The sequence below is a fragment of the Paenarthrobacter sp. JL.01a genome (assembly GCF_025452095.1).
Classification (GTDB): domain Bacteria; phylum Actinomycetota; class Actinomycetes; order Actinomycetales; family Micrococcaceae; genus Arthrobacter.
Genome location: NZ_CP104877.1, coordinates 194,636 through 219,554, shown reverse-complemented (window position 1 = coordinate 219,554; position 24,919 = coordinate 194,636). Strand labels below are relative to the sequence as shown.

Sequence of the window (24,919 nt, the reverse complement as noted above, 5' to 3'; positions counted from 1 at the left end):
TCTCCAATTCGTAGTGGTCCGCTGGAAGTTTAGGCAGGCCCGCACCCTGCTGGAATGTGCCAAAACAGAACGGGCACAGCGGAGGGATCCGCTGTGCCCGTTCTTTGTCCGGACGAGATTACTTCAGGAACTCGGACAGGTTGTCTTTGGTGATGAGCGTGAACGGCAGGGTGTAGCGGTTGTCCACGTTTCCGCCGTTCAGGAAGTCGGTGACCACCTCAACAGCTTTGACGCCCTGGCCCGCTGAGTCCTGGCGGACGGTAGCGGACATGGTGCCACCCTTGATGTCCTGCAGCGCCGGCTCGGTGCCGTCGACGCCTACCACGGCCTTGAACTCGGCAGTGCGGCCGGCGTCGGCAATGGCGGAGGCGGCACCGATGGCCATCTCATCGTTGTTGGCAACGACCGCGTCGATCTGGCCGGACGGGAAGCGCTGCAGGGTGTCCTCCATGTTGCGCTTGGCGTCATCGCGGCTGCCCTTGGCCTGGAATTCGGCCACGATCTTGAAGTTCTTATTGATGGTCTTGTCGAAGCCGTTCTTACGGCGATCGGTCCACGAGGCGCCGTAGATGCCGGCTGCGAACACGAGGTTTCCGCCGTTGGGCATCAGTTTGTTGAGGTAATCGGCCTGCATCTGGCCGGCCACCGTGTCATCCACGCCGATGTAGCTCTTGTAGCCAACATCCGAGCCCTCAGCGAACTCTGTGGACAGGATGAACAGGGGGATATTGGCCGCAATGACCCGCTTGGCCGCGTTCTGGCTGGCATCGCCATCCAGGGGCTGCATGATCACGGCATCCACTTGGCGGGTGAGGAGGTCCTCAACCTGGTTCAGTTCGCTGCCAACGTCCTTCTTGGAGTCGGTGATGTTGAGCTTGACGCCCTTTTCATCGGCCGTCTTCTTCATGGCGTCGGTCATGTGGGCCAGGTCCGGGTCCTGCAGGTCAAGGACCACAACGCCGATGTTGTAGGTCTTGGCCGCCCCGCCGCTGCTGGTCGCGTTGCTGCTTCCCGCGCAGCCGGTAAGGATGAGTGCCCCCGCTGCCATCATGGCGACCGCCGCGGCGATCTTACGTCGCATACCCATGGTTGTTCCTTTCAGTGGTTTTGTCTGTGCGTTGGGAGATTGTTGTAGTGCTTCGCCGGGTCAGTCGGACTTCCAGCGGTTCAGCAGGACGGCGAGCACCAGGATCACGCCCTGGACGCCTTGCTGGAAGTAGGAGGAAACGCCCATCAGGTTCATGCCGTTCATCACCACGCCCAGGAGGAGCACGCCGATGACGGTTCCGCGGATGGTGCCGACGCCGCCGAAGAGACTCGTTCCGCCAATAACGACGGCGGCAATCACCTGGAGCTCGTAACCGGTACCTGCCACCGGTGCGGCGCCGTCGAGACGGGCAGTGAGGACCAGGCCACCGAGTGCGGCAGTGACGCCGCCGATGAGGTAGACCATGAAGAGCACCCGGCCTGTTGAGATGCCGACCTTCTTGGCCGATTCCTCATTGCCGCCCACGGCGTAGACGTGGGAACCGAACTTGGTGCGGCTCAGCACGAACTCGCAGATGATGGCAGCCACCAGGAAGATGATCACGGGAACCGGGATGGGGCCCAGGAAGCCGGATCCGAGCCACTCAGCCGGTCCGCTGAGACCCGAGACGACCTGGCCGTCGGTGATCACGAGCGCCGCCGTGCGGGCTATGGCCATGGTGGCCAACGTTGCCAGGAAGGGAAGGATGGCTCCCCAAACCACCATCGCTGCACTGAGGAAGCCGACCAGGAGGCCGACGCCCAGGCCGGCGATCAGCGGCAGCCAGAAGGCGCCACCACTGGCGGGGGCTAGCAGGGCGAAGGTCATGCCGGCCAGGCCCACCACCGACCCCACGGACAGGTCGATTCCTGCCGTGATCATGATGAAGGTCATTCCCAGCGCGATCAGCCCGATGATGGAGGACTGCCTGACCACGTTCACGATGTTGTTCAGCGTGAGGAAGTTCGGGGCCGCTGCGGCTAGGAAGACGAGGATCACCACGAAAAGGATGATGATTCCGTAGTCCCCAATGAACCGCTTGACCTTGGTGGCGGTGAGGCCTTCCTTGAGGTCGGCGGGGCCCAGCTTGGTCTTGAGGTTGTCCATGGTGATGGTCATGAGTCGCTCCCGTTGGTGGTACCGCGTGCGGAGAAGGCATCAACGGTTTCCATGGATGAAGTGCTTCCGATCTTGCGGCGGTCCTCGGGAATGCCGCTCCCGGTGTCGACGTAGTCGTCCAGTGTGCCGTGGGAGATCAGGTGGGCCACCTGGGCCTCGGAAACCTCGCCCACGCGGAAGCGTCCCACTACCTGGCCCTGGCGCATGACGGCGAAGCGGTCCGCCACTGCGAAGGCTTCGTCGAGGCGGTGTGTGATGATGATGACCGCGATGCCCAGGTCCTTGAGCCGCTGGGTGACTTCAATGAGCTTGTCCACCTTGGCCACCGAAAGGTTCGCGGTGGGCTCGTCCATGATGATCAGGCGGGCGTCGAAGGCCAGGGCGCGTCCAATCGCCACAGCCTGCCGCTGGCCGCCGGAGAGTCGCTTCACCTTGAGCCGCGGGTTGATGGGAATGTCCAGGCGCTCCAGCACGCGCTTGGTCTCGGATTCCATCTTCTTCCTGTCGATGATCCGCAACAGCGGACCCAGGATGTTTTTCTGGGGCTCGCGGCCCAGGAAGATGTTGGTCCGGACATCGAGATTGTCGGCCAGGGCGAAGTCCTGGTAGACCATCTCGACGCCCTGGTCCCGGGACGCCGACGGGGTGGGGAAAGCGGTGGCCTTCCCGTCCAGTTCGATCGAGCCGCGATCGGGCTGGTAGACACCCGTCAGCACTTTCATGAGTGTTGATTTGCCGGCGGCGTTGTCTCCAAGAAGAGCGAAGGTTTCGCCGGGCATGACATCGATGCTGACGCCGCGCAGTGCGGACACCGCCCCGAATGTCTTGTGTATGTCCTTTAGGGCGACCAGTGGAGTTGTCGCCGGTGGTGCGTCGGTCATCTCATCCTCGTTTGATAGGGCCATGCAAATGAACCGGTGAAACACCTTTGGCGATGGACCATCAAACAACGCTGTTCGACTTTGCAGATTCCGGGGTAATTCAAGAAAGCCCCATAACTGCGTGACCTTCGCCACACTGTTTCACTTACTTGAACTTTGACGGATTGGATATCCCGGTATGTGTGCCACTTTGGAACACGGACCCGCCGGAATTGTTGCTGCAGGAAACAATTCTTGGCGGTTGAGTCTTTAAAAGGACAAAGCCCAGCCCAGGCACGGATTGTTGCGAAAGAATCCGTGCCCGAACCGGGCAGTCATGGGGCTACGCTGACAGCTCCACGGCTATGGCAGAGCCTGTCCGGGCGGACTTCTCCGCCGCGTCGGCCAGGATCAAGGCAGCACGGCCGTCCTCGAAGCCGGGACTCCGGGAAGGAAGGCCGCGGACGGCGCGGAGGAACTCGGCGACTTCAAGCCGGTACGCCTCCGCATAGCGCTCCAGGAAGAAGTTCTGGTAGGGGCCCACGCCCTCGACGGACCGGGTACCCCAGTGCCGCACCAGGCTGTCGTTCTTGTTGGCCACCTGGAGCAAGCCGGTGGACCCAAAGGCCTCAATGCGCTGGTCGTAGCCATACGCGGAATGCCTGGAATTGAAGATGGTCACGAGTTCATCCTCGGAACCCCTGAGGGTAACCACGGTGGAATCGAAGTCGCCCGCCTGCCGGATGCCGTCGCTGAAGACATTGGCACCCCGGGCCGAGACCTCCACGATGTCCGGGATGAAGTAGCGTGCCATATCCAGGTCATGGATGGTCATATCCCGGAAGATTCCGCCGGACTGGGGCAAGTAGGCCGCCGGGGGCTCCCCTGGATCCCGACTGGTGATGATTAATTGCTCCAGGGCACCGATTTCACCAGCACCCACACGCCGCCTGAGCTCCACGAAGTGCCTGTCGAAGCGTTTGTTGAAACCCAAGGCGATCGGTACATCCGTAGCAGCCGCCTTGGCCCGGAGGGCATCCACCCGCCCGATCTCCAGGTCGATGGGCTTCTCGCACAGCACCGGGATGCCGGCGTCGATCGATTGTTCGATCAAGTCCACGTGGGTGGCCGTTGGCGAGGCGACAATAACGGCATCGACTTCCCCGGAGGCAAACACTTCCTCCGGATCGTCGCTTACGCGGCCTCCGAATTCAGCGGCCGTGTTCTTGGCGCCCTCAATGAAGGGGTCGCACACCCAGGCCAACATTGCTTCTTCGAGCGTTGCAAGGCTCATGGCGTGCACTTGACCGATCCTGCCGGTCCCGAACAGGCCAACCCTGATCTGTTGCGTCATTGCAGGTCTCCAGATATTAAGGTGGTTTATTGCTCGATCTTTTGCCGGCCCAGGCGCGCATAAACATCCGGACGCTTCGAGCGCAGGAAATAGGCGTAGATTATTCCGCCAACGAACAAGGCGAAAGTGAAGGTCATGAAAATAGCCGTCATGACCATGGAGCCGCCGATCAGCTCAGGGTAATTCGCGATTGCCAGGTAGGTGATCAGGCCAAGGAAGATCACACTGACTATCGGCGCCACAATGGTCTTCCATACGGATTCCGGAGCGAAACTGCGGCGGCGGACAAAGTACACCAGCACGGCAAAGCTCGTAATGAACATCAGGAGCAGGACAGAGAACGTGCCGCTGCCGCTCGCGATCGGGTAAAGGGCTTCAGGAGCCACCCCTGCCAAGGTGAACACCACGGTGGCCACGGCCCAGAGCAAACCAACGCCCACGGCTGAAACGTACGGTGACTTGTGCCGGGGATGCACCCGGCCCAGGGCCTTCGGAAGCGCACCGTCGGCAGCCAGAGAGAAGCTGTACCGTGCAGCGATGTTCTGGATGGACAGCATGGAGGCCAGGATGGAGGTGATAAGCAGGACCACCCCGATGTCTGCAAAGATCTTGCCCACCAACGCAATGGCGCCGTCGTTGAACAGGTTCACAGTGTTGGCCTTGGCTTCTTCCTGGACGTTGTCCGCTCCCAGGAAGGCCGTGTACGCCCAGGCAGCAACTGCGTAGAACAAGCCGATTCCCACTACTGCCAAGTAAGTTGCGCGGGGAATGGTCCGGTCCGGATTCTTGACCTCGTCGCGGTAGATGACCGTCGCTTCGAAGCCGAAGAAATTGCCGACGGCAAACAACAGCGCGAGGCCCAAACCGGCGTCGGTAATCCACGGCATGGAGAAGCCGACGCCCTGGGACACGTCACCGGAGGCGAACGCCGCGACGTCGAAAATGATGACCACGGCGGACTCCAGCAGCATGACCACCGTAAGCACCTTCGCGGACAGATCGATCCGGTTGTAGGCCAGGAGTGTTGTGATGGCAATGATGCCCAGGCCGTACCAGTACCACGGGATGTCCGGGCCGCCCAGGGTATTCACCACGAAGCTCTGCAGCGTGAGGGCGAACAGGGAGGGCGCAAAGAAGCCGATGAAGATATACCCAACCAGGGCCAAGAGCGCCCCGCCGAGGCCAGCCGGCTTTCCAAGACCCGCTGTGACGAAGGAGTAGAAGCCGCCCGGCGCCTCAACGCTACGGCTCATCTTGACGAAACCTACCGAGAAGATCAGCAGCATCAACGTCACCAGGAGGTAGATTCCGGGAGCGGTGTGGCCGCTGAAGAGGAGCATCACGGGCAAGGTGCCCGCAACGGTGGTCAGCGGGGAGGAAAAGGCGAGCACGTTCATCACGAGCTCACCCACCCCCATGTTGCCGCTGAGCTTGTGTTCCTGGGTCTGGGTAGGCGTTATCGGCTTCCCTTTTGTTGAGCTAGACATGTAATCCTCGTCACGAAATTTAGAGTGCTGAATCACACTACCGACGCGGATTGTGGGAGCACTGTACCAGCTTGGGACACCGTATTTGGAGCGGTTCCGCCCAGCTTTTTCAGGTCAACCACATCGTTGAGGGGCTGGCCCGATTTCCACTGCTGGAGGTTCTTCACGAAGCAGTCCACAACCTTCCCGCGCCAGCCGATCAGGTCACCGGAAGCATGGGGTGAGACCAGGATGTTGTTGCGGCTCCACAGCGGGTTTTCGGCAGCCAGGGGCTCGTTCTCAAAGACGTCCAAAGCCGCAGCTCCCAAATGACCCGCGTCGATCGCATCGAGGAGGTCCTGCTCCACCACCACGGCCCCACGGCCCACGTTGACCAAGCGGGCGCCCGGACGCATCTTGTCGAAGCGGGCCGCGTTGAACAGCCCTCGGGTCTCCTCGGTGAGCGGAACCGTGAGCACCACGTCCTGGGCCTCTCCAAGGAGCGCGTCCAGATTGTCGAAGGAGGCAATGGCGCCCAACTCAGCATCCTCACGTGCGGTTCGGCCCACCACTGATACATCCATGCCCGCTGCGCGGAGCAACAGCACGGACTCCCGTCCCACCGGACCTGGCCCAACCACCAGCACCTTGCGGCCCAGCAGCGGCTCGGTCTCCCGGTGCTGCCACGTCCGCGCCTGCTGCAGCTCGATGGTACGGCGCAGGTCCTTGGTGAACATCAACAGCACACCCAGGACCCACTCCGCGATGGGGCGTTCGCAGACACCCCGGGAGTTGCTGACCACGATGTCGCTGTTGATGATCTCCTCGGTCATCAGGCTGTCCACGCCGATGCTGGACGTGTGGATCCAACGGAGGGCACCCGGGCCCACTTCGCGCAGCAGCTTGGTCCGGAAATCGTTGAGGAACAGGATCTCCGTCCCAGGCAGTGCAGCCCGGAACTCTTCGCCCGTCCGGACCACCACCACGTCGGCTTCGTCCTTCAACCGCTCCACGGGAGGCACCGGACGGCCCTCCTGGACAATAACAATCACTTTGGGTCGTGGCATATCTTCTCCTTTTTTGAAGGGCCGCTCCCACGGGAGCGGCCCTTGATGTCTGTATGGGGTGCCAGCGGCCTCCTACCAGCCGCCCTGCCATCCACTCATCAGGCCGTACGGCAACCGCTGGGGCTCCTCATCCGGCAGGCCCTTGAGGAAGTCGAAGTCGCAACCTTCATGCGCCTGGTTCACGTGGTCGATGAACAGGCGCCCGTAGCCGCGGCGGTACTTTGGCTCGGGCAGTTTGAGTTCCGCAAGCCTGGCTTCGATCTCTTCCTCGGGGAGGTCCAGGTCCAGCCGCTGGTTCTCGACATCCAGCACGATCGGATCGCCGTCGCGGACGATCGCCAGCGGACCACCCACCGCAGCTTCGGGCGAGACATGTAGCACGGTTGTGCCAAATGCGGTGCCGCTCATGCGGGCGTCGGAGATGCGCACAATGTCGCGGATGCCGCGGCGCAGCAGCTTCTGCGGGATGGGCAGCATGCCCCACTCCGGCATGCCGGGAGCGCCGACGGGACCGCTGTTGCGCAGCACCAGGACCGAGTCCTCAGTGATGTCCAGGTCAGGATCGTCGATCCGCCGTCCGAGATCGTAAATGTCGTCAAAGACAATCGCCGAGCCCTTGTGCTGCAGCAGGTCCTTGGAGGCGGCGCTGCGCTTGATCACGGCACCGTTGGGGGCCAGGGAACCACGCACGACGGCGATGCCTCCTGAGGCGTCAAAGGGCGTCTCGAGCTTACTGACGACGACGCCGTCGGGCTCGGGTGCGTTACGGTAGCCCTTTTCGAGGGACTCACCGGTGACCGTGATTGCATCCTTGTTCAACAGTGGCGTCAGTTCCTTGAGAACGGTGGAGATGCCGCCCACCTGAAAGAGCTGCTGCACCAGATACTCGCCGGATGGCCGGACATTCACGATCCGTGGGGTGCGCTGGGAAATCTCGTGGAAGCGGTCCAACTGCAGTTCGTAGCCGACCCTGCGGGCCAGAGCCAAAAGATGAACCACTGCGTTGGTCGAGCCACCCACAGCCATGAGCAAGGTGATGGCGTTGTCGAACGCCTCCTTGGTCAGGATCTCGCTGGGCTTCGGGCCCGACAAGGCCATTTCCACTGCCCGGCGGCCTGTGGCTTCCGCCGCCTGCCCGCGGCGTGAATCGACGGCGGGAATGGACGCAGTGCCGGGAAGGCACATACCCAGCGCTTCAACGAGCGATGTCATGGTGGAGGCCGTGCCCATTTCGCTGCAGTGGCCGGCGGAGGGCTTGGCAGAGGACTCAAGTTCATCGAAGTCCGCCTCGGTGATCTTGCCCGCGCGCAGTTCGTCCGCGTACTTCCACGTGTCCGTGCCAACGCCCAGCTGCTTGCCCCGGAAGTACGCCGGTTCCTGCGGGCCGCCCGTCAGCATGATGGTGGGAATGTCCGCGCTGGCCGCTCCCATGAGCTGTGCTGGAACCGTCTTGTCACAACCACCCAGCAGCACGATCGCATCCAGCGGGTACGCGCGGATGGACTCCTCAACGTCCATGGCCATCAGGTTGCGGAACTGCATGGCCGAGGGCTTCATCAGGCTTTCGCCCAAGGAGATGGTGGGGAACTCCAGCGGCAAACCGCCGGCCATCAGGACGCCGCGCTTCACGGCCTCGGCAAGCAGCTTAAAGTGGATGTTGCAGTTGACCAGCTCCGACCAGGAGTTTGCGATGCCAATGACCGGCCGGTTCTTGATGGCGAAGCGCGAGAAGCCTTCGGCCTGGATGGCAGTACGGTGCACGAATCCCGTGAGGTCGTGCGGCGCGAACCAGTGCGCACTGCGGAGATCGTTGTAGTTCGACTCAGGCATATCTTTCGGAACTCCTTGGTTTGTTCGTGTTGTGAAGTCTTGGGTGAGGCTGCTACGCGGCTGACGTGCCGCCGTCGAACGCCATGCTGGTGCCAGTGGCGAAGGTGCCGTCCACCGCCAGGAAGTAGATGGCTGCCGCTACTTCTTCCGGATCAGCGAGGCGGTTCAGCGGCACGGTGCTTTCCTTCTGCTGCAGGGCCAGGACGGGGTCCACTTCGGATTCCAGACCTGACCGCAACATGGGGGTGTCGATGGGGCCCGGACACACGGCGTTGACCCGGACATGGGGTGCTAATTCAACGGCAAGGGCTTTGGTGAGACCGACGACGCCAGCTTTGGCCGCGCAGTAGTGTGCCAGCCCGGCGACGCCCATGGTGGCAAGGTCCGAGGCGACGTTGACGATGGCCCCTTTCCCGGACCTGCGCATGTGCAGCCCCGCTTCCCGGGCGACGTAGAAGGTGCCGGAGAGGTTGGTGTCCAGCACTTCACGCCAGCGGCGATCATTCAGGTCCTCCAGTGCCGCGTAGCCGGCAACCCCCGCGGCGTTGACTGCCACGTCGAGTCCACCGAGGGCGTGGATGGCACCCCGGACCCCATTTCGGACCGATTCGACGTCAGCGACGTCCGTAAACACTTGGTGAGCACCGCCGTCGATCTCCTTCACGACGCGCTGCAGCTCTCCGGCGCGTCGTCCCAAAAGGGCCACCCGCGCACCCCGCGCTGCGAACAGCTTTGCGGTCGCTTCGCCGACGCCGGACGTCGCGCCTGTGACGAGTACCCGCAAGGGTTCCGTCCGATTCCACGTGCTGCGGTCCATCATCGTCGACGGGCTCCTCTTTCTTGGCGTTACTGGACTAGTACGTTCTACCTAAACAGCCGGAGGCCTTCGCAGGATGTCTCAGATTGAGACACAGCGCACACTCCTTGCGTTCATAGGCTGATCCGCAGATGCCGTCTTTCTGCGCGGCACAGCACCGCCGAAGAGCGGCACAAACTAAGGAGTCCACTTTGGAAGACCAGAACCGCATTGGCGTTGGCCTCATCTCGGTGGGGTGGATGGGGCGCCTGCATTCCCGCGCCTACCTCGCCACCAAACAGTTCTTCCCCGAACTGCCGCGCCACCCCGAGCTTGTCATCGCCGCAGACCCGGACGACGCCGGCCGTCACCATGCCGAGGACGCGCTCGGTTACAGGGAAACGGCTACCGACTACCGCAAAGTACTGGAGAACCCGGACGTCGATGTCGTCTCGATCTGCTCCCCCAACTTCCTGCATCACGAAATCGCTTTGGCCACCATCGAGGCCGGCAAGCACTTTTGGATCGAGAAGCCGATGGGCCGCAGCGCCCAGGAATCCCGCGAGATTGCCCAGGGCGCTGAGGGCGCCGGACTTATCACGTCGGTGGGCTTCAATTACCGGCATGCACCGGCCATCGCTGAGGCACGACGGTTGATCCGTTCCGGGGCGCTGGGCAAGGTGACCAACGTGCAGATCCGCCTGCTGACCAGCTACGCCTCGGACCCGACGCAGGTGTTCACCTGGCGGTACGAGCAAGCGCGCGCAGGGTCCGGCGTTTTGGGCGACATCCTGAGCCACGGTTTCGACCTGGCCCAGTTCCTGGTAGGCCGCATCACCTCGGTCAACGCGGTGACGGAAACGTTCATCAAGGAACGTCCGCTGCCAGCCGGAACGTCGTCGAATTCCTTCAACAAGGGTGAGGCCTCGGATGTGACCCGGGAGGTGGAGAACGAGGACTACACGGCCATGCTCGCCCGCTTCGAGGGCGGTGCAGTGGGCATGTTCGAGACAACCCGCGTCGCGATCGGCCCGCACGCTGAATACATCGTGGAGGTTTACGGCACCGAAGGATCCATCCGCTGGAACTTCGAGCGCATGAACCAGCTGGAAGTCGCAACGGACCGCAGTGGATACCGGACCGTCATGACCCCGCCCTCCTTCGGCGAATTTGGGCGCTTCCAGCCCAACGCCGGTCCCGGTATCGGCTTCAACGACCTCAAGACCATCGAGGCCGCGCTGTTTTTGCGTTCGGTGGCCGAAGGCAAGCAGCTTGGACCTTCTGTGGCCGACGGTTGGTCGGCATCGGAACTGGTGGATGCCTCCCTGCGCAGCGCAGAGTCTTCCGCCTGGGTGGAGGTCCCGGAAGTCACAGGGAACACCACGTACGGAGCCTAGGCTCCTGCGACAAAGATGGAGGCCGGATCGCGTGATCCGGCCTCCTTTTGCTGCGCTGCAACTTAGTCGCTGAAACCTACTTCGCGAAGCGGAACAGCTTCTTGTTGGCGAATTCCAGCATGCCCACCTTGCCCAGTTCGCGGCCGTAGCCGGACTTCTTGACGCCGCCGAAGGGCACGTCCGCACCGCTGAGGTCGTAGGCACCCACGAAGACCATGCCGACGTCGAGCTGGTTTCCGACGCGCTCGGCGCGCTCAACGTCGTCGCAAATCACTACCGAACCGAGGCCGTACGGCGAGGAATTGGCCAGCTTGATGGCTTCCTCGTCGCTGCTGACCTTGTACAGCTGCGCAACAGGGCCAAAGAGTTCCTCGCTGTAGACGTCCATGGCCGGCGTGATGTTCGTGATCACTGTGGGGGTGAACACGTTGCCCTGGGGCTCATTGTTGCCCACCAGGATCTCTGCGCCTTGGTCCAGGGCGCCCTGCACCTGGGAAGCCAGGAACTTTGTGGCCGAATCGGAGGACATCGGTCCGAAATCGCCGTTCTCGTAGGACTGTCCGGCGATGGCTGCCTTGAACTTCCCGGAGAACTCGTCGAAGTACTTGTCCAGCACCACGATCCTCTTGGAACCGTTGCAGGACTGGCCCGTGTTGCCCATGCGGCCCATGACGGCCTTCTTCACGGCGAGGTCCACGTTGTCCGTGTCCAGGACCAGGAACACATCGGCGCCGCCGAGCTCCAGCACGCACTTCTTCAGCGCACGTCCGGCCTGTTCAGCCACGATCGCTCCCACCTGCTCGGAGCCGGTGAGCGAGACACCCTGCACCCGGTCGTCCGCGATCATGGTGGAGATCTGCTGGTGGGTGGCGAACAGGTTGACGTAGGCACCCTCCGGGAAACCTGCATCGCGGAAGAGTTCCTCCAATGCCAACGCCGACTCCGGACACTGGCTGGCATGCCGGACAATGACCGTGTTGCCCAGGATGATGTTGGGAATCGCGAACCGTGCCACCTGGTAATACGGGTAGTTCCACGGCATGATGCCCAGGATCACGCCGAGGCCCTGGTAGCGGAAGAAGCTCCGCAGCCCGTCGGCTACCTCCAGTTGCTCATCGGCGAGCCATTCTTCGGCGTGCTCAGCAAAGGCAGCGGCAATGGAGCCGGAGAACTCGGCCTCGCCGGCGGCCTGCTGCAGCGGCTTGCCCATCTCGCGGTTGATGATGGCGGCCAGCTTATCCTTCCGCTCAACAAACAGATCCGCGAGGCGTTTAGCCAGGGCAGCGCGCTCGGCGACTGTGGTGGTGCGGGACCACTCCTGGTAGGTCTGCTGGGCGGCGCTGAGCCCGGCTTCCACCTCTGCGTCAGTGGCGGCGGGGTACTCGGCGTGGATGGTTCCGGTAGCCGGATCAGTAACGGCAAATGTGCTCATAATGATTGCTCCTTGGTCAGTAAATCCCGTAAAAGAAACGGGCGGGACCGCTGGATGGAGCGGTCCCGCCCGGTGCGCCTAGCGTGCGTCAGGTGCGGTGGTGGCAGCGTAGAAGCGCTGCCGCTCACGGCCCTTGAGGTGCTTGGCAGCACCCTCCAGGGTGGCGGGCCGCTCCGAGGTCATCGGAGCTCCAACGTCCCAGAAGGCGCCGTTGCCGGAAAGGTAGCGCCACGGCTCCACCCGGGCGACGATCACTGCTGGACCCTCGGCTTCCTGCGCCTCGGTGAGGGCGGCAGAGAACTCCTCGACCGTCGTCGTCGACCATGCCGCACAGCCCATGCTGGCCGCGTTGGCGGCGATGTCGAACTCGAGTACTGCCCCGTCCAAACGGCCGGACTCCATGCTGCGTTCCCGGTACTGGGTGCCGAATTCGCGGTCCGGACCGCCCTTGGCAACCTGCAGCGGCCAGATGCACTGGTGGCCGCGGTTGTCGATCACGATCGTGATGATCTTCTTGTGTTCCTGGACGGCCGTGACCAGTTCCGTGGGCTGCATGAAGTAGGTGCCGTCACCGATCAGGACGTACACCTCGCCCGGCGCGTCATCGCGGGCAATCCGGTAACCCAGGCCTGCGGGGATCTCGTGGCCCATGCAGGAGTTGGCGTACTCGAAGTGGATTTCGGTGCCGTTGGACGGGTCCCAGGCCTTGTGGATACCTTCAACCACGCCGCCGGAACCCAGGATCAGGGCGTCCTGGCTGGTGGTGCGCTTGTTGAGCACGTCGATCACCTGGGCCTGGCTCATCAGTTCGCCCGGGAAGGCCTGGAGGTCGTGCTTGCGCACTTCCAGCGTGGCCTTGCGTGCGTCCGCGATGTCGCTGCGGAACTCGTCCGACGTCGAGTACCCGACGGCGGTGAGCCGCTCACGCAGGCCGGCCAGGTTGAGCCTGGCATCGCCGATGACGGGGAACGAGCCCATCTTGTGGGCGTCGAACGAACCCACGTTGAGGTTCACGAACTTCACGTCCGGGTTCTGGAACAGCGAATGCGAGGCGGTGATGAAGTCCTGCAGGCGCGAGCCAACGGTAATGACGCAGTCCGCGCCGTCGGCGATCTCATTGGCACCCACGGTTCCGGTCACGCCCAGCGCACCGAGGTTGAGGTCGGTGATGGGTCCGCTTCCCTTGCCCGCGTAGGTCTCGGAGACCGGGATGCCGAACTCGGAGCTGAAGCGCGCCAGTTCTTCCTGTGCCTTGGAGTAGCGGACGCCGCCACCGGCGATCAGCAGCGGACGCTTGGCGTTGCGGATGATTTCCGCGGCGTCACGAAGCTCGTCCTCAACAGCCGGACGACGGCGGATGTGCCAGACGCGCGGGGTGAAGAAGGACTCCGGGAAGTCGAACTCCGCGCCCTGGATGTCCTGCGGCAGGCAAACCACCACGGCACCGGTTTCCACGGGATCGGTGAGGACGCGCATTGCCTCCGGGAGCGTGGACAGCAACTGGGCGGGGTGCGTGATGCGGTCGAAGTAGCGGCTGACAGGACGGAAGCAGTCGTTGGCGGACACGTCGCGTTCCACCGGGTGCTCGATCTGCTGCAGCACGGGATCGCCGAAGCGGTTGTTGATGATGTCCGCGGGGAAAAGCAGCACGGGCAGGCGGTTGGTGGTGGCTGTGGCGGCACCGGAAACCATGTTGGTGGATCCCGGACCGGCGGAAGCGGTGCAGGCCAGGGTGGCGGCACGGTTGGAGGCCTTGGCGAAGCCGATGGCCGCGTGGACCATGGACTGTTCGTTCTTGCCCTGGAAGTGCGGGAAGTCCACACCGTACTCGTCGATGCCCTGGGCCAGGCCCACGGAGTTGCCGTGCCCGAAGATGCCGTACATGCCGGCGATCAGGCGGCGTTCTTCGCCGTCGAGTTCGCTGTACTGGACCTGCAAATACTCGACGATCGCTTGTGCGACAGTGCGGCGGCGGACGGCCTTTTTATCGGCTGCGATATTGACCTCGGTGCCGATATCAGCAGCGGCTGTGCTAGTCATGCGTTCTCCTAAATTCGTAGGTGCGTCGGCATTTGCAAACCGATTCGCCCGAACATCAGGTTTTCACCGCGGGGAAGCAAAGTTGTGTCCCAGTTTGGGACGCGGGCCACGTGCCCGGACACGCAAACAGCAGCCGACGGCGGTAAGTGCGTACCGCCGTCGGCTGCTGTTTGTTTTCGCTTGTCTTAGTCGAAGCGGTAAGGCTCCTGCGGTCCCACGGAGGGCAGCGGCCGGGGCCGCTCGCAGGTGCTTTCGATCGCGATGTGCTTGCCCTGCTCCGAGGAGGCCTCGAAGGCGAGGAGGACTTCCAGCACGTGGTAGGCGAAGTCGCCGCCCGTCCGGGGTTCCACGCCGTTGCGGATGGCGTAGCCGAACTCGGCCAAGCCGATGCCGCGGTAGGCATCGTCGCGGTGGGTGATGGGCGTTTCGCGCCAGTCGCCGCCGCCCGGAGGCGTCATGTCCAGCGCGAGGTCGCCCGGCTCACCGCGCCGCAGCACGGGAGCGCCGGAGAAGTGGTCCGGGTTCGGTGCTGCCAAGGAACCACCGGTGCCGTAGATCTCCAGGTGCGGCAGGTTGTGGTTCCAGATGTCCCAGCTGACGATCACGGTGGCAGAGGCGCCGGACTCGAAGTCGAGTGTGCCCGTGACATGCGTGGGGGTCTGGATCTGGATGACTTCGCCGTCCTTGCCGGGGCGGGGACGGGTCTCGGACGAACGCGGCGTGGTTGCGGAGACACGGGAAACGGGGCCGAAGAAGTTCACCAGGTTGGTGATGAGGTATGGTCCGATGTCCAGCATGGGGCCCGCGCCGGGGCTGTAGAACGGGTCAACGTTCGGGTGCCAGTGTTCGTAGCCCCTGCACGCGAAGGAAGCGAAAGCTGCAACGGGCTCACCGATCCAGCCGTCGTCGATGAGCTTGCGGCTGGTCTGCATGCCGGAACCCAGGAAGGTGGTGGGCGCGGAGCCCACTTTGACACCGGCTTCCCGTGCCGCGTCCAGGATCTGCTTCGCTTCCTCAAGGGACGTGGCAAAGGGCTTCTCCGAAAGGACGTGTTTGCCGGCCGCGATCGCCTGGAGGGTGACCGGCGCGTGCAGCTTGGGCGGTGTGAGGTTCAGGACCAGCTCCACGTCCTCGTCCGCCAGCAACTCGTCCGGGGTGAGTGCTTTGGGAACGTCATACTCGGCGGCGCGCTTCCGCACGGCCTCCGGGTTCACATCCGCAAGCGCCACGATGTCGACGTCAGGGTGGACGCCGATCTTGTCCAGGTATTGGTTGAGGACGTTTCCGACGCCGATAATGCCGACTCGAATGGGTTCCATGTGAATCTCCGTTTAATGATTGTTGGAACATCCCGGGGCGAGGACTATACCCCGCCCCGGGATGGGTTGCGATAGCTGCGGTTTAGCCGGCCAGGCGTTCCTCGCGGGTCTTCGCCGTGGCTGCCTCGTCGATGGCACCGTCGGTGATGACCACGCCGTAGTGTGCGGCCGCGGCTTCGAGGGTCACGCGGGACTCGCGGTAGTCGTCGAGTACAGCCAGGACGTCGCGTTCCAGCGGGTCGCCGTAGCCGCCACCGCCGGGAGTGATGGAAACGACCTTCTCACCCGACTGCAGGTCGTAGCGGCCCACCACGGGAATTTCGCGGCGTTCGCCGGTCTTGAGGTCCTCCACCCACGCGGACGGTTCCGCTCCGTCGTGGCCACCGCGGACACCCTTCGGGGGGTTGATCTTGCCTTCGATGCCATAGGTAAGGGTGACGCTGTCGCCGCGGGGCTCCATGGTGACGCGTGTGGCGAGTCCGCCGCGCTGGCGGCCGGCTCCGCCGGAGTCGGCAACCAAGGTGCGCTCGTGGACCAGGATCGGGTACCGCTGCTCGTCCACTTCCACGCTGTCGTGGTACAACAGGGCGCCGCACACGGGACGCTGGTAGGTGGGCCAGCCGTCTACGTACGGTGTTGCCGGACCGCCGACGCCACCTACCAGGATCTGGTTGACGTAGGGATTGCCGTTTCGTTCGTCCGTTCCTGAGATGACCGACTTGGCGGGTGCCTGGCCGGCCGCGCCCTCGGCGGTGCCGTAGCCGTCGTCGATCTGGGAGAAAGCGGCCTGGACGATGTTGACCACGCGGTCAGCGAGGTTCGTGGTGCCGGAGGAGCAAGAGTACGGGTGCTTGGGAACACCGACGGCGCAGCCGTCCCGCAGCAGCACCTCGACGCGACGGAAGGTTCCCGCATTGCTCGGCAGGTTCTCCGGGATGCCGGAAAGGATGCCGGCCAGGGCGGCGCCGGTGGCAGTTGCCTTGGTGAGGTTCAGGCCGTTGGGCAGGTTGTCCGGGTTGTCGCGCAGGTCGATCACCACCTTGCCCTGCTTGGGCTTCACCTCGAGGGTTGCCTGCAGCTGCACGCCCTCCGGGCCGGTTCCGGGGAACGGATCGTGGGCGGAGGTGCCGTGCAGGACGTATTCGGGCAGCTTCTCGATCGCGCTGGCGGTGAGGCGCTCGGAGTAGTCGAACCAGGCGTCCACGAAGTCCACCAGGTCATCGACGCCGAACTTTTCAGCGAGTTCGTGGATGCGGCGCTCGGCGATGCGCGAGGCGCCGACGGAGGCCAGGTAGTCGCCGTACCACTGGTCTGGAACACGGATGCGGGACCGGCACATGCGGATGATGTCGTCGATGTCCGTGTAGTCGCGCTGGATCCGCACGCAGGGGAAGATCAATGCGCCTTCCTCGTACACGTCCCGCGCGGTGGCGAAGAATGTGGTGGGAAGGGAGTTGCCGCAGTCGGCCTGGTGGGCCTTGGTCACGGCGGTGAAGAGGTGGCGGCCCTGGATGAAGATGGGCACCAGGATCACGTGGTCTGCTGCGTGTGAGTTACCCATGTAGGGGTCGTTGTGCAGGAACGCGTCGCCTTCGCGGATGTCCTTGTGGAGTTCCACCATGTCCTCGCCCAGCGGGCCGGCACCGAAGACGTGCACGGGAACACCTTCAGCCGCGGCAAGCAACTGGTTGTCCGCGGTCAGCACGGCGCAGGAGAAGTCGCGGGCCGTGTTGATCACGGAAGAGCGGGCGGAGCGGAGCAGTCCGCTGGTCATCTCGCGGACAATGCCGTCGAATGCGTTGGCAAGGACCGAGAGCTTTACGGGATCGAATTCGCGGGTCACGGTTACGCCTCCTTACGGGTGAGGTAGATGTTGGATCGTTCATCGAGCGTCGCGTCCCATTCCGGTGGTACGACGATGGTGGTGGTGGGCTGGTCGATGACGGCCGGTCCCACGATCTTGTCGCGCGGAGCGAGCGTCACGCCGCGGTAGCGCTGGGTGCTGAAGGGTTCGCCGCCAAAGACAATGCTGTCAGTGCGGTGGATTTCCGCGGTGCGGCTGAGTTCGCCTTCGGACCTGGTGTGCTCCGGACGCGGGATTTCCACGCGGACGCCCCAGGTGATGATCTCCACGCGGCTGTCCGGATCGTGGGTGCCGTTGCGGCGGTCGTGCTCTTCGTGGAAGGCGCGTTCGATGATGCCTGCCGCGTCACCGGAGGTGTCCGGGGCGGCGTCGAGGTAGACGCGGAGGTCCCAGGCCTGGCCGGGGTAGCGGGCATCGACGAAGTAGGTGACCTTGGGCGCTTCGCCTACGCCGTCGAAGCGCTTCACGAAGAGCTCAGCCTTGGCTGTCAGGTCCTCCACGGCGCGGGAGGCCGAACCGGCGTCGAAACTGCGGGTGTCGTTGTGCAGCGGGGAGAGGAACTCGGTGGCGATTGGGGCGCGGTGGGCGCCGTAGGCGGCCAGGACGCCGGCGGTCGCCGGGATCAGGACGGTGTCCGCTTCCAGGAGCCTGCCAATGATCGCTGCGACCATGGCGCCTGCGCCGCCGCCGGCAACGATAAGCGCACCCCGGGGGTCAACGCCCTGTTCCAGGGCAGACTGCCGGATGGCGGTAGCCATGTGGTTGGCGGAGACATCCAGGATGGCCTGGGCGGCCTGCAGGGTGTCCATCTTCAAAGGCCCGGCGATGCGGGTATCGATGGCCTTGACGGCGGCCTCGCGGTTCAAGGTAAACCCGCCTTCGAAGCCCTCCGTGTCGAGGTAGCCAAGCGCCACGCAGGCGTCGGTGACGGTTGGTTCTTCGCCGCCGCGGCCGTACGCTGCGGGACCGGGAGTGCTGCGCGCACTCTGCGGGCCCACGCGAAGGAGGCCACCGCCGTCGATCCAGGCGATGCTGCCGCCACCGGCGCCGATGCTGGAAACCGCAACGGAAGACAAGCCGGTGAGGTGCCCGACGAACGGCTCCCCCAGCCAGGCTTCGCGGGTGTGGCGGACCACGCCGTTCTCCACCAGCGACACATCGAAGGTGGTGCCGCCCATGTCGCAGACAACCACGGTGTCGTGGTCCGGGGCTGCCGCCGCACCCACCAGCGGTGCCATGGACGGGCCGGAGTTCAGCAGCAGGACGGGACGGTCAAGGACATCGGCGACGTCGAGCACGGCACCTTCGGAGGTCACTACCAGGAGGTCGCCGGCGAAGCCGTATTCCTGCAGGTCCGAGCGCAGCTTACCCAGGTGGTCTGCCATGAGCGGCTTCAGGGAAGCGTCGATCGAGGCTGCCGAGGAGCGTCGGTATTCGCGGATGGTGGGGTTGGCCGCGTTGGAGAGCGTGTACGGAACGCCGGGAAGGATCTCCTGGATCAGCTCGGCAACCCGCTTCTCGTGGGCGTCGTTGATGATGGACCAAAGGAAGGAGACCGCAACGGCTTCGATGCCCTGTTCCTTAAAGGAACCGAGGACTTCGCGGACCTGCTCTTCGTCCAGCTCCACCAGGACGTCACCCTCGGCAGAGATGCGCTCGGTGATTTCAAAAGTCAGGTGACGGGGAATGTAAGGCGGTGGGTAGGCAGCCTTGGAATCGAAGGCGTCACGGCGGCCACCTTCGCGGAGCAGCAGCGTGTCGGCGAAACCGTCCGTGGTCAGCAGCGCCGTCTTGGCAACTTTGCCGGTGAGCACTGCGTTGGTGGCGTGGGTGGTGCCGTAGACGATGACGTCGGCATTGCGGAGAACATCGTCGCCGCTCCAGCCAACGGACTCGGCCGCGCGGCGGACCGAGGCTTCGAAGCCGGTGAACACGCGGTCGTAGGTGGTCAGCGCCTTGCCGACTGCCATGTCGCCGCTGTTGGAACCGACCACGACGTCGGTAAAGGTACCGCCGGTGTCGACGGCGATGCGGTACCGTGCCTCGCCTGGTTGTGTTTGTACATCACTCATGGTCTTCATTACTTTCGTAGAGCTTGCAGGGGGTTAGAGCTGGGGCTTGCCCACGGTGTTGCGGAGCAGACCTACCTTGTCGATTTCGATTTCCACGGTGTCTCCCGGTTCCAGCCAGACAGGCGGGTTCCGCTTGGCACCGATGCCCTGCGGGGTTCCTGTGGCAATGACGTCGCCGGGTTCCAGGGTGAGGAAGCTTGAGAGGTAGGAGATGATCCGCGCGATCGGGAAGATCTGGTAGCTCGTGTTGGAGCGCTGCACTTCGATGCCGTTCACGCGGGTTGCGAGGTCCAGGTTCTGGGGATCGCCCACTTCGTCCAGGGTGACCAGGGCAGGACCCCACGGGGTTGACCCGTCCACGGCTTTGCCTGCCAACCACTGGGTGCCGCGGTACTGCAGGTCGCGGGCCGTGACATCGTTCAGCGGGGCAAGTGCGGCCACATAGTTCAGCGCTTCTTCTTCCGTGACTTCACTGGCCTTGCGCCCGATGACTACTGCCAGTTCTCCCTCGAAGTCGAGGTTTTCGCTGACCTTTGCACCGCCGATTTCGTCCTCGGGCCCAACCATGGTGGAGGCGAACTTGGCGAAGACGTCAGGGTAATCCGGGAACGCGCGGCCGGTCTCGGCAACATGGTCCTTGTAGTTCAGGCCAATGCAGAGCACCTTGGAGGGATTGGGCACCGGAGTGGCCAGGCGGACATCGGCCCGGGCACCAACGTGTGCTTCCGGATCCTGTCCGGCCAAGACGCTGACCTCGGCGGAGATGGCCTCCAGCCGGTCGCCGTAAAGTTCCAGGAATTCCCGGACGGACGTGGTGGCTCCGTGCACTGCCTGGCGGGAACCCTGCAGGAGCAGTTCCAGGTCATAGACGGTGTCTTCGATCAGGACGCCGCCGCGGATACCGGATTCGTGTTCGTAGGAAACGATCTTCATGGTTACTTGGCACCTTCCGTAGTGGGAGCCTCCGAGGCGACTGCCAGGACAGCGTCGGCCAAGCGGTCGGTAATGTCGGCCACCACCTTTTCGTCCATGGGCGTGGACAGGGAGAGCAGGTTGGCCGGGGAGCCGAGCAGTCCGCGCTCGTAGGAGGCCCACCACAGCTTGTGCTGGGTGTGCTCGTCCACTTTCTCCGCACCGGCAGGAACCGCGCGGAGGAGCGAGCCGTGGCCACGGATCTCCCAGCCGGCGTCGGCAATCCTGGCGTTGACCGTTTCGCGGGCGGTGTCGCCCAGATGATTCAGTCGCTTGACCTCGTCCTCGGTGTAGAGGCGCAGGGCAACGGAACCGGCGGCCATGCTGACCGGGTTGCCGGAGAACGTTCCGCCGTGGGGCAGGCTGCCCGGACGGGTGGGGTCCACTTCAGCCATGAGCTCGGCCCTGCCGCAGACCGCACCGACGGGGAATCCGCCGCCGATGAGCTTTCCAGTGGTCAGCAAATCCGGGGAAACCCCGTACTCACCGCTGAAGCCGCTGTAGCCAAGTCGGAGGCTGATGACCTCGTCGATGATCAGCACAATGCCGTAGCGGGTAGCCAGCTCCCGGGCGGTCCGGACGAATTCCTCGTTGATGGTGAGCAGGCCGGCACGGTTGGGCAGCAGGTCCAGGATGATGGCGGCATAGGCGTCCGGAGCGGCTTCAACCGCCTGGCGCAGGAATTCGACGTCGTTCAGCGGCACCGCAGTGACGTCGTCGATCACGCCGCGGGTCACGCCGCGCTGGTAGGACGGCCCGCCCGGGACCAGGGCAACCTCGGACGTTCCGTGGTAACCACCTTTGGTGACGATAACGCGCTCGCGCCCCGTCGACGCACGGGCGATGCGGATCGCGGACATGACGGCCTCGGTGCCGGAATTCGCGAAGCGGACCTGGTCCAACTCCGGAAGGCGGCCGAGCAGGAGTTCGGCAAGTTCCCATTCGTTTAGGTTCGGGATGCCCCAGCTCGCCCCGGTGGTAAGGGCCTTGGTGGCGGCCTCGGTGATTTCCGGGTGGGCGTTGCCGTGGATCAGCGAGGTGAAGTTGTTGTTCGCGTCGATCAGTTCACGCCCGCGGTCGTCCCACACCCGGTAGCCCTCACCCTTGATGGCGTAGGGGCTCGGAGCGCCGGTGTAGTACGTTGAGCGGCCGTAGCCGCCGGGAAGCAGCGGGAAACCACGCGGTCCACGGCGCAGGTGCGGATCTTCTACAGGGTTCTGTAAAGCAGCGAGGTCTTCAAGATGATTGGTGGTTGCCAAGTCGGGTTTCTCCAGTCTCTTCAGTTCACAGGTCGTTTCAGTTCACGAGGTCGATGAGTGGCTGGCCGGTCAGCGCGAGGCGGACCCGCTCCACAGCGCCGTCCTGCAGGGCGCCCGTCGACCGGTTGGAACGCCAGGCAATGTGCGGGGTGAGGATGGCGTTGGGCGCCGTGCGCAGGGGGTGGTCAGCGGCGAGCGGTTCCTGGGCGAAGGTGTCGATGCCGGCGCCTGCGATGTGATCCGAGGTCAGGGCCTCGGCGAGCGCGGCCTCGTCGATGAGTCCGCCGCGGGATACGTTGACGATCACGGTACCTTTGCGCATCCTGGCGAGGACTCCGGTGGAAATGAGGTTCGCCGTCTCGTCGTTCAGCGGCAGGTGGAGGGAAACGACGTCGGAATTCTCCAGGATGTGTTCCAGCCCGGCCATCTCCACGAAGCTGTCCGTCACGAAGGGATCGTAGGCGCGGACCCGGGCGCCGACGGCCGAGTACATGCGGGCTACGTGCTGGCCGATGCGTCCCATGCCCAGGACGCCTACCTCCAGCTCGGAGAGGACAGGGGTGTCGTAGCCGATGGTTCCGGCCCAGCCGAGGTTGTTGATCGCTGCGTTGCCGGCGGGCAGGCGGCGGGCCAGCGCCAGGCCCATCGCGAAGGCGTGGGAGGCAACTTCCTCCGACGCCGTGCCGGGAACGATCGAGACCGGGATGCCCGCCTCGGTGGCCGCGGCGACGTCGATGTTGTCGTAGCCGATCCCGTACCGGATGACTGCACGGCACTTGGCCATCAGCGGGAAGTCCGCCGCAGTGAGCTTGGCGTAGGGAGTGATCATCACAATATCGGCTTCGGCCAGCCCGTCGCGGAAGGCGTCAGTGTCCGCCGCGGGGTTGAGTGTGTAACCGAACTCCTCCGCGAGCGCGTGCTCACGGTCCAGGTCCGGGAAATGGTGAGGGGCCACAAGAATGGTTCCCTGGGCATCGCGGGTCATAGTCAGTCGTCCTGTTCGTGTTGGTACCCTCGGTCCTGCCGGACACTCCTTGGGACGGGTGCCGGTGTCGGGTGATTTCCAGTACAACGCGATATCGGGGCGGCCATCCGTGCCAGATCGAGACACCTCGGTGGGACACTGTCCCAGCGCCTGGGTGTCTGGGCCCCGGACGCGCAAAGCGGCCACCCGCCGTCGGGCCTCTTCAGTTGGTGGGCAGCGCACAGCAGCCGACCCCTTGGGAGGTCGGCTGCTGCTGCGTTGAATCAGAGGTCGAAGCCCCGGCTGCGGAAGTAGTCCATGCGCCGGTACAGTGTGGAACGGCCGATCTGCAGGGTTTCGGCAGCAAGGCTGCGGTTGCCGCCCGCTTCCTGGAGCGCCGTACGCAGTTCGCTGAGTTCCGCGTCCTCCAGGCGGGACAGTCTGCCCTTGGTCAGCACGCGGTGGAAACCCTGCGGCAGGTCGTCCAGGGTGACCTCCGCACCTTCTGCACGTTCGACGGCGTTGGAAACCACCGCGCGCAGCTGGTCGATGTTTCGGGGCCAATCAGCGTGGGTCAGGGTGGTGATGAGCCGCCGGGACAGCTTCCGCTCCCCCAGCTCTTTCGCGATGGCGTTGGCCAGTTGGGGGATATCCTCGCGCCTGTTGCGCAAGGGCGCCACGGAAATCTCCAGGACATCGAAGGCTTCGGAAAGCAGGAGGGTGGCCTCCGTGGGGCGCGTGATGGTGAAAATCAGCCTGGTGGCGGCGATGCCCTGAAGGTTGCGGGCGATCTCGCTGGCTTCGTTCTGGGAGAGCTCATCGGCGTGCTCCACGATCAATGTTGAGGGAAGCTCGGTGGCCACCCTGTGCAGGATGTCCCGGAGCGAGGTGTTCCTGAGGTCTCCGTTGCGGGCGTCCACCACCATCTGCCCACCCCGCAGGGCGGCGATGGCACCGGCCAACCGCAACTTTCCGCTGCCGACTTCACCGAACATCACCACGGACCTGTCCTGGTCCACGGCTTTCTGGGCCAGGTTGAGGGTGCGCTTGAACTCAGTGCTGGTGCCATCCACGTGCTTCAACAACCGCTCCGCGGTCCCCTTTGGTGCTGACTCCAGCGCTATGGCAGCACCTGAGGCAGCATTCGACCGCTCTTTGGCGGGTGCGTGCGGCCGGACCACCACGATTGCTCCCACGTTGGCCGATGAAAGCGACACAGGCGCTATCTCCAAGGTCGAAAGCCCTGGCCCTTGCAGCATGACTTCGCAGTTCATGTCACGGCCGGAGGACATGACCGCCTTGGCGTAGCCGCAAACAACCGAAAAATCGCTGTCCACCAGCGTCGCCGTCGCCGAGGCGTTCTGAAGCGCGTTTTTACCGTCGACGGCGATGACCGCCCGGTTGCCCCTTCGGCGGGAGACCCTGAGGTACTCACTGAGCAATGCCCGCTCTTTCGAGGAGGTACGGACCTCGATGTCCCGCTCAATCCGCGAAGCAACACCTTCCAGCATGAGCAGTGTTGATGACGGTTCCAGTGTGCTGACCCTGTTTGCCGGGAGCGTCAATCCGATCACGGCCCTCACCCGGTTATGGAACGGGTCGCGTACCAAGGACGCAAAGCACCAATTGCCCCTCATGTCCTCACGGAAATGTTCTTCCGGGGCCAGCCACACACCACGCCCTTCTTCGAGCGCCAGACCTTCGCCGTTGCTGCCGCAGCTCTCCTCCAGCAGGGAGTAGCCGGCGGGGAATCCGTCGTCCCGGAGGAAACTGGCTTTGACAAGCACACCGTTGGGGGCGGTGATGTTCACATAACCGCCCAGGTCGGCGGCCACCTCATCCAGTTTCCGCAGGTGCGTGCCGGCCGCCGCGATGGTGTACTCGTCAACCCGCCCTTCGTCGTAGAACCCGCGGTCGGCAAACGCGTCGACGCCCGCTGCCCGGCTCCGGTACCACGAGCGGGCCACCATCGGACGGATACCACTGAGGTCGGCATGGGGTTGCATCAGGAAGATCTCCCGGAGGCGGTTGGTTTCGCGTGGTGTCTCGTAGGGCCACGATGACAATACTTCTGCTGACAT

Annotated in this window: 18 protein-coding genes; 1 reads left to right on the top strand and 17 read right to left on the bottom strand. The window is 64.0% G+C overall.

Annotated features, from left to right (window positions below):
• Nucleotides 1-118: 118 nt before the first annotated feature.
• From N5P29_RS01055 to N5P29_RS01020, 8 genes are all read right to left on the bottom strand, one after another.
• Nucleotides 119-1,087: a sugar ABC transporter substrate-binding protein gene (locus N5P29_RS01055; protein ID WP_262276855.1), complete on the bottom strand. Its 969-nt coding sequence runs from the start codon at nt 1,085-1,087 to the stop codon at nt 119-121.
• Nucleotides 1,088-1,147: 60 nt separating this feature from the next.
• Complete coding sequence (locus N5P29_RS01050) at nt 1,148-2,146, bottom strand: ABC transporter permease (protein ID WP_262276854.1); 999 nt, start codon at nt 2,144-2,146, stop codon at nt 1,148-1,150.
• Complete coding sequence (locus tag N5P29_RS01045; protein WP_186313717.1) at nt 2,143-3,027, bottom strand: ATP-binding cassette domain-containing protein; 885 nt, start codon at nt 3,025-3,027, stop codon at nt 2,143-2,145. The genes N5P29_RS01050 and N5P29_RS01045 overlap by 4 nt, the downstream gene beginning before the upstream one ends.
• Before the next feature lie 322 nt (nt 3,028-3,349).
• Nucleotides 3,350-4,360 carry an inositol 2-dehydrogenase gene (gene iolG / locus N5P29_RS01040; protein WP_262276853.1) on the bottom strand — a complete coding sequence of 337 codons (1,011 nt, stop codon included), beginning with the start codon at nt 4,358-4,360 and terminating at the stop codon, nt 3,350-3,352.
• Between the two features lie 26 nt (nt 4,361-4,386).
• Nucleotides 4,387-5,847: an APC family permease gene (locus tag N5P29_RS01035; RefSeq protein WP_144663154.1), complete on the bottom strand. Its 1,461-nt coding sequence runs from the start codon at nt 5,845-5,847 to the stop codon at nt 4,387-4,389.
• Between the two features lie 32 nt (nt 5,848-5,879).
• The gene (locus N5P29_RS01030) at nt 5,880-6,893 is read right to left on the bottom strand and encodes a D-2-hydroxyacid dehydrogenase (protein ID WP_262276852.1); all 1,014 of its coding nucleotides are present in this window, start codon (nt 6,891-6,893) and stop codon (nt 5,880-5,882) included.
• Between the two features lie 72 nt (nt 6,894-6,965).
• Entirely contained in the window at nt 6,966-8,723 is a 1,758-nt protein-coding gene (locus tag N5P29_RS01025) for an IlvD/Edd family dehydratase (RefSeq protein ID WP_262276851.1), read from the bottom strand.
• Nucleotides 8,724-8,775: 52 nt separating this feature from the next.
• Nucleotides 8,776-9,543: an SDR family NAD(P)-dependent oxidoreductase gene (locus N5P29_RS01020; RefSeq protein ID WP_262276850.1), complete on the bottom strand. Its 768-nt coding sequence runs from the start codon at nt 9,541-9,543 to the stop codon at nt 8,776-8,778.
• Between the two features lie 188 nt (nt 9,544-9,731).
• Here N5P29_RS01020 and N5P29_RS01015 point away from each other — a divergent pair, with 188 nt between their 5' ends.
• Entirely contained in the window at nt 9,732-10,916 is a 1,185-nt protein-coding gene (locus N5P29_RS01015; RefSeq protein ID WP_262276849.1) for a Gfo/Idh/MocA family protein, read from the top strand.
• A gap of 76 nt (nt 10,917-10,992) precedes the next feature.
• Here the strand turns inward: N5P29_RS01015 and N5P29_RS01010 are convergent, their stop codons facing one another.
• The 9 genes from N5P29_RS01010 to N5P29_RS00970 form a co-directional block, all read right to left on the bottom strand.
• Nucleotides 10,993-12,348, bottom strand: a complete 1,356-nt coding sequence (locus N5P29_RS01010; RefSeq protein ID WP_262276848.1) for an aldehyde dehydrogenase family protein — start codon at nt 12,346-12,348, stop codon at nt 10,993-10,995.
• A gap of 78 nt (nt 12,349-12,426) precedes the next feature.
• Nucleotides 12,427-14,388: a 3D-(3,5/4)-trihydroxycyclohexane-1,2-dione acylhydrolase (decyclizing) gene (gene iolD, locus N5P29_RS01005; RefSeq protein WP_262276847.1), complete on the bottom strand. Its 1,962-nt coding sequence runs from the start codon at nt 14,386-14,388 to the stop codon at nt 12,427-12,429.
• Nucleotides 14,389-14,573: 185 nt separating this feature from the next.
• Nucleotides 14,574-15,707 carry a Gfo/Idh/MocA family protein gene (locus N5P29_RS01000; RefSeq protein ID WP_262276846.1) on the bottom strand — a complete coding sequence of 378 codons (1,134 nt, stop codon included), beginning with the start codon at nt 15,705-15,707 and terminating at the stop codon, nt 14,574-14,576.
• Nucleotides 15,708-15,789: 82 nt separating this feature from the next.
• Nucleotides 15,790-17,550, bottom strand: a complete 1,761-nt coding sequence (locus N5P29_RS00995) for a hydantoinase B/oxoprolinase family protein (RefSeq protein ID WP_262276845.1) — start codon at nt 17,548-17,550, stop codon at nt 15,790-15,792.
• 2 nt (nt 17,551-17,552) lie between these two features.
• A complete protein-coding gene (locus N5P29_RS00990; RefSeq protein ID WP_262276844.1) occupies nt 17,553-19,643 on the bottom strand; it encodes a hydantoinase/oxoprolinase family protein in 2,091 nt (696 codons plus the stop codon).
• Between the two features lie 33 nt (nt 19,644-19,676).
• Complete coding sequence (locus tag N5P29_RS00985; protein WP_144663164.1) at nt 19,677-20,576, bottom strand: fumarylacetoacetate hydrolase family protein; 900 nt, start codon at nt 20,574-20,576, stop codon at nt 19,677-19,679.
• Between the two features lie 2 nt (nt 20,577-20,578).
• Nucleotides 20,579-21,874 (bottom strand): aspartate aminotransferase family protein, encoded by a 1,296-nt coding sequence (locus tag N5P29_RS00980; RefSeq protein WP_144663165.1) that lies wholly within the window; start codon nt 21,872-21,874, stop codon nt 20,579-20,581.
• Nucleotides 21,875-21,911: 37 nt separating this feature from the next.
• Complete coding sequence (locus tag N5P29_RS00975) at nt 21,912-22,859, bottom strand: C-terminal binding protein (RefSeq protein WP_144663166.1); 948 nt, start codon at nt 22,857-22,859, stop codon at nt 21,912-21,914.
• A 263-nt stretch (nt 22,860-23,122) separates the two neighbouring features.
• Nucleotides 23,123-24,919: a sigma-54-dependent Fis family transcriptional regulator gene (locus N5P29_RS00970; RefSeq protein WP_262276843.1), complete on the bottom strand. Its 1,797-nt coding sequence runs from the start codon at nt 24,917-24,919 to the stop codon at nt 23,123-23,125.